At 68.1% G+C, this 4,718-nt stretch carries 6 protein-coding genes and 1 pseudogene; 3 read left to right on the plus strand and 4 right to left on the minus strand.

What is annotated here, in order from left to right; all coding sequences use genetic code 11:
- Positions 1 to 247 (plus strand): annotated as a pseudogene (locus DPV74_RS39095) (cation-efflux pump); the annotation flags it as partial.
- Between the two features lie 34 nt (positions 248 to 281).
- Here the strand turns inward: DPV74_RS39095 and DPV74_RS39100 are convergent.
- The 3 genes from DPV74_RS39100 to DPV74_RS39110 form a co-directional block, all read right to left on the minus strand.
- Positions 282 to 752: an Lrp/AsnC family transcriptional regulator gene (locus DPV74_RS39100; protein WP_006477376.1), complete on the minus strand. Its 471-nt coding sequence runs from the start codon at positions 750 to 752 to the stop codon at positions 282 to 284.
- A 79-nt stretch (positions 753 to 831) separates the two neighbouring features.
- Entirely contained in the window at positions 832 to 1,491 is a 660-nt protein-coding gene (locus DPV74_RS39105; protein WP_027788625.1) for an exonuclease, read from the minus strand.
- The gene (locus DPV74_RS39110) at positions 1,488 to 2,132 is read right to left on the minus strand and encodes an MBL fold metallo-hydrolase (protein WP_119339135.1); all 645 of its coding nucleotides are present in this window, start codon (positions 2,130 to 2,132) and stop codon (positions 1,488 to 1,490) included. Before DPV74_RS39110 ends, DPV74_RS39105 begins: the two co-directional genes overlap by 4 nt.
- Before the next feature lie 657 nt (positions 2,133 to 2,789).
- On the opposite strand from DPV74_RS39110, the gene DPV74_RS39115 reads away from it, so the two are divergent.
- Positions 2,790 to 3,401: a septal ring lytic transglycosylase RlpA family protein gene (locus tag DPV74_RS39115; protein WP_027788623.1), complete on the plus strand. Its 612-nt coding sequence runs from the start codon at positions 2,790 to 2,792 to the stop codon at positions 3,399 to 3,401.
- A gap of 108 nt (positions 3,402 to 3,509) precedes the next feature.
- On the opposite strand, the gene rsmI is transcribed toward DPV74_RS39115, so the two are convergent.
- Positions 3,510 to 4,391, minus strand: coding sequence for a 16S rRNA (cytidine(1402)-2'-O)-methyltransferase (rsmI, locus tag DPV74_RS39120; protein ID WP_027788622.1), 882 nt, complete (start codon positions 4,389 to 4,391; stop codon positions 3,510 to 3,512).
- A 46-nt stretch (positions 4,392 to 4,437) separates the two neighbouring features.
- Between rsmI and DPV74_RS39125 the strand changes: the two genes are divergently transcribed.
- A partial coding sequence (locus tag DPV74_RS39125) for a YraN family protein (protein WP_205571980.1) occupies positions 4,438 to 4,718 on the plus strand: 281 nt, incomplete at its 3' end.

The following is a 4,718-nucleotide window of genomic DNA, read 5'->3' on the forward strand; positions in this document are numbered from 1 at the left end:
GCTCGCGCTGCCGCCGCGCGGCGAGATCGCGGCGCGGCTCGAGGCCGCGCTCGCGCAGCGCGGGCTGCATGCGGCGGCGATCAACCTGCATTACCTGAGCACGGGGCTCGAGATCGACGTGACGCTTGCGTGCGATCCGCACGACACCGATGCGGCGCTGGCCGGCCGGCTCGACGCCGATGCGCTGAAGCGCGAGTTCGGCGCGCGCCGGATCGGCTTCACGCGCACGATGCCCGCGCAGGCGTGACCTGCCGCCGGCGGGGGCGTGCGCGTGACAGCCGTTACAGCGGCAGTTGCGTGTCGAACTTGATCTCGCGCAGCACGACACTCGTACGCACTTGCGACACGGCAGGGATCTTGAAGATGCGTTCGTGCAGGAACACGTCGTAGGCCTTGATGTCCGGCGCGACGATCTTGAGGATGTAATCGGCCTCGCCGGTCGTGCTGTAGCACTCGGTGACTTCCGGGCAGGTCGCGATCTCGCGCTCGAACTGCTCGACGCCGCCTTCGTTGTGGCGGGTCAGGTGCACGTGCGCGAGCGCGCAGACGTGCAGGCCGAGCTTCTCGCGATCGAGCAGCGCCGTGTAGCGCTGGATCACGCCCGACTGTTCCATGTCCTTGATGCGGCGCCAGCACGGCGTGCTCGACAGGCCGACCTGGTCGGAAATTTCCTGAACGGAACGGCGCGCGTCGAGCTGCAACAGGCGAAGGATTTTTTGCGAAAAGGAATCGAGCGTCACCTGCGCCTCCATGCGGCAGCAACAACATGCTGAATGTTAGAGGGCCGGGAAAGGAAAGGCAATCTGGCGTCGCGTTGCTGAGCGAGATTCGCTAATTTGCTCGCGGATCCGTGGGGTTTTGTCCCGCCCCCGCGTTTTCCGACCGATCGGTGTCCGATACCGCGAGGCCCGCGAGCGCGGCCTGCTGGCGGCGCAGGTCGGCGAGCATGTTGCAGAACAGCGCGCCTTGCTCGATCGCGTCGTCGAGCGCGACGTGCGTGTGCGGATGGTCGTCGAACCAGTGCTTCGGAAAACGCGGCTTGATCGCCTTGCGGTACGGCAGGCCCGTCATCGCGAACGCGAGCGTCTTGATGTCGAGCGCCGACCACGAGAACGGGCAGCGCCCGGCGAAGCGCATCATGTACCAGAACATGAACGTGAAGTCGAAGCCGGCCGGCATCGCGACGAACACCGGCTTGCCGGGCAGTGCCTCGACCCAGTCGACGTACGCGACGAGCGCCGCCTCGGGCGCCTGCAGGTCGCGGCGGCACGCGGCCCATGCCTCGGGCTCGGTCTTCCACCACGCTTCCTGCACCGGGTGCGCCTGCGCGCCCGGCAGCGTCTCGAGGTTGGCCGAGAAGGTCGCGATCAGCTGCTTGTCCTCGGTATAGGCGGCCGACGCGAAGCTCAGCATCGAGTGCGGGCCGGGAATCGGGCCGTCGGCCTCGACGTCGGTGCTGACGTAGATTTCCGGGATGGCGGTCTGGTTCATCCGAACACCTTGTCGGACACGAACGGGTTCGTGCGGCGCTCGTCGCCGAACGTCGACACCGGGCCGTGGCCCGGCACGAACGTCACGTCGTCGCCGAGCGGCCACAGCTTCTCCTTGATCGAGCGGACGAGATCCTCGTGATTGCCGCGCGGGAAATCGGTGCGGCCGATCGAGCCGGCGAACAGCACGTCGCCGACGATCGCGACGCGATGCGCGCGGCTGAAGAACACGACGTGGCCGGGCGTGTGGCCCGGGCAGTGATAGACCTCGAGCGTCTCGTCGCCGAACTGCACGGTGTCGCCGTCGTTCAGCCAGTGATCCGGCTCGAAGGTTTCGGCGGCCGGAAAGCCGAAGCGCTCGCTCTGCATCGGCAGCTTCTCGATCCAGAAGCGCTCTTCTTCCTGCGGCCCTTCGATCGGCACGCCGTAGTGCGTCGCGAGCGTCTTCGCGCCCGCGCAGTGATCGATGTGCCCGTGCGTGAGCAGCACCTTCTCGACCCGCACGTTCTGCCGCGCGACTTCCTGCTGGATCCGGTCGAGGTCGCCGCCCGGATCGACGACGGCGGCGCGGCCCGTCTTCTCGCAGACGAGCAGCGAGCAGTTCTGCTGGAACGGCGTGACCGGAATGAGCGTGACTTTCATGGAGGCACCGGCGGCTAAAAGGAGCGATTGTACCGGTCGCGCGTGCCGCTTGCCGGCCGCGCGACGCGCGTCGCGGTGCGCGCCTCCGGGCATTCCCGGAGCATGTCGATTGTTACAGCCATAGTGAGAATCAATGGTCCGCCGGCGGTGCTTTTCAGGACAGCGTTTTGATTTATGTATAATGCGCTCCATTGCGCGTGAGTTTCACGCCATTCGCTGGTGTTTCGGCCCCGTTAAAAAGGGGTGTCGGAAGCACCGTCAAGCATCAGCCGCCGGGGAGTCCGGCGGTGTATCCAGCACCGAGCATTCGGTGCTCACGTCTTGTCCGGCCGGGTGCTGCGCGCCCGCCTGCGGCCCTGCTGCCGCGCCGCCGGATGAGGCCTGTGCCGCCGTTCCTGTGCGTTGGTCGTTTCGACGCGCGCGAACGTGAAAGCCATGTTCGATGGCGGCATGTGGGGTCTGGTCAGGCTGTTGGGGACAGGTTGCGCCAGACGTGAAAGCTAATCAGGACGGTTGCGGCATAGACGAAAGCCGCGCCCATGCTAGCCGCCTGCTCGCATCCGAGCGGGGCGTGCACGCATTTGCCGTCCGGGCCGCGTGTCCGCGCTGTGAAGCGGCGTGACGAAGGAGCGGCCCGAACCAGAAGGCGACACGTCGATGAACGTACGATTTCCGACTCGTTTCGGGACCATTGCATTATTTTTCGCGTTGACGGGCTGCGCGGTGCCACCCAGCCAGACCACCGGAAGCGCGAACCAGAAGAACGCGGTCGACAAGACCGCCGGTGCCGCGAAGGCGGACAACGACAAGCAGCAACTGAATTTCGATTCCGCACTGGCGTCGATGCCGGCTGCCGACGCCAAGGACGCGAAGAAGTCGTCGCTGGCGGACGCCGAGCCGATCGACGGCAAGGATGTGTCCGATTTCCGCCAGACGGGCCGCGCGTCGTGGTACGGGCGGGATTTCCACGGCCGCCGCACTGCGAACGGCGAGCGCTTCAACATGAACGCGCTCACCGCCGCGCACCGCACGCTGCCGCTGTCGTCGTACATCAAGGTGACGAACGCGTCGTCCGGCAAGTGGGTCGTCGTGAAGGTCAACGATCGCGGGCCGTTCAAGCGCGGCCGCGTGCTCGACCTGTCGTATGCCGCTGCCAAGATGATCGGCCTCGTGCACGCCGGCACGGGCCGCGTGAAGATCGAAGGGCTGTCGCCGCAGGAAGCGCGTGAGGCACGCGACGAAATGCTCGCGTCGGTCTCGACGAAGTAACGCGGCGGATCGACCGCTCATGCAAAAGGGCTGCCCGAGGGCAGCCCTTTGTCTTTCCTGCCCGGCGCGACGTCGGCACCGGTTTCCCGGTGCCGGCCGGCTGGCACGTCAGCTTTCATCCTTCAGCGCGAGCGCACGCGCATACAGCGTGTTGCGCGACGCGCCCGTCAGCGCGGCCGCGAGCTTCGCCGCGCTCTTCACCGGCACCTCTTCCAGCAGCAGCCTGAGCAGCGCGTCGTGCGCGGTGTCGTCGGCTTCGCCGCTCGTCGCCGGCGCGCCTTCGACGACCAGCACGAATTCGCCGCGCTGCCGGTTCGCATCGCCGGCGAGCCACGTCTGTCCTTCGGCCAGGGTGCCCTGGAACAGCTGCTCGTGTAGCTTGGTGAGCTCGCGCGCGATCAGCAGCCGGCGCGCGGGGCCGAATGCATCGGCGAGCGCGGCGACGGTTTCGGCGATCCGGTGCGGTGCTTCGTAGAACACCAGCGCATACGGGTGCGATACCAGCGCCTGCAGCGCGGTCGCGCGCTGCCTGGCCTTCGGCGGCAGGAAGCCCGCGAACGTGAACGCGCCGGCCCAGTCGCCGGCCACGCTCAGCGCGGTCACCGCCGCACTCGCGCCCGGCAGCGGGATCACCGCGAAGCCGGCGGCGCGCACCGCGTCGACGAGCCGCGCGCCGGGGTCCGAGATGCCGGGCGTGCCGGCGTCCGATACGTAGGCCACGCGTTCGCCGCCGCGCAGCAGTTCGATCACGCGCTGCGCGGCTTCTCGTTCGTTGTGCTCGTGCACGGCGAGGAGCGGCTTCGACATCCCGTAGCGGGCGAGCAGCTGGCCCGTGTTGCGGGTGTCTTCGGCCGCGATGCGGTCGGCGAGGCCGAGCACGTGCAGCGCGCGCAGCGTGATGTCGGCGGTGTTGCCGATCGGCGTGGCGACCACGTAGAGCGCGGCTTCCGGGTAGTGCTGCGTTTGCGCGAGTTCGAGGAGGGCAGTCATGGCAGGCAATGCGCGCAATCGCGGCGCAAGCGGAACAAGGACGGCATTGTGCCACGCGGCGCCGGCGCGGCCGGGCGACGGGCGCGGTTTGCCGCGCGCGGGCGACAACTTTTCCGGCGCGGCGCGATCCAGGCCGGTCGGCGCGGCGTTCGAGCAGCGTGCACGGCAGTTTCTCGAACGCCGCGGCCTCGTGTTCGTCGCGGCGAACGTGACGATGCGCGGCGGCGAGCTCGATCTCGTGATGCGCGAGGCCGACGGCATGCTCGTGTTCGTCGAGGTGCGTGCGCGGCGCAGCGTCCGGCATGGCGGCGCGGCCGCGAGCGTCGG

The sequence above is a fragment of the Burkholderia sp. HAN2018 genome (genome assembly GCF_024704855.1).
Classification (GTDB): domain Bacteria; phylum Pseudomonadota; class Gammaproteobacteria; order Burkholderiales; family Burkholderiaceae; genus Burkholderia; species Burkholderia cepacia.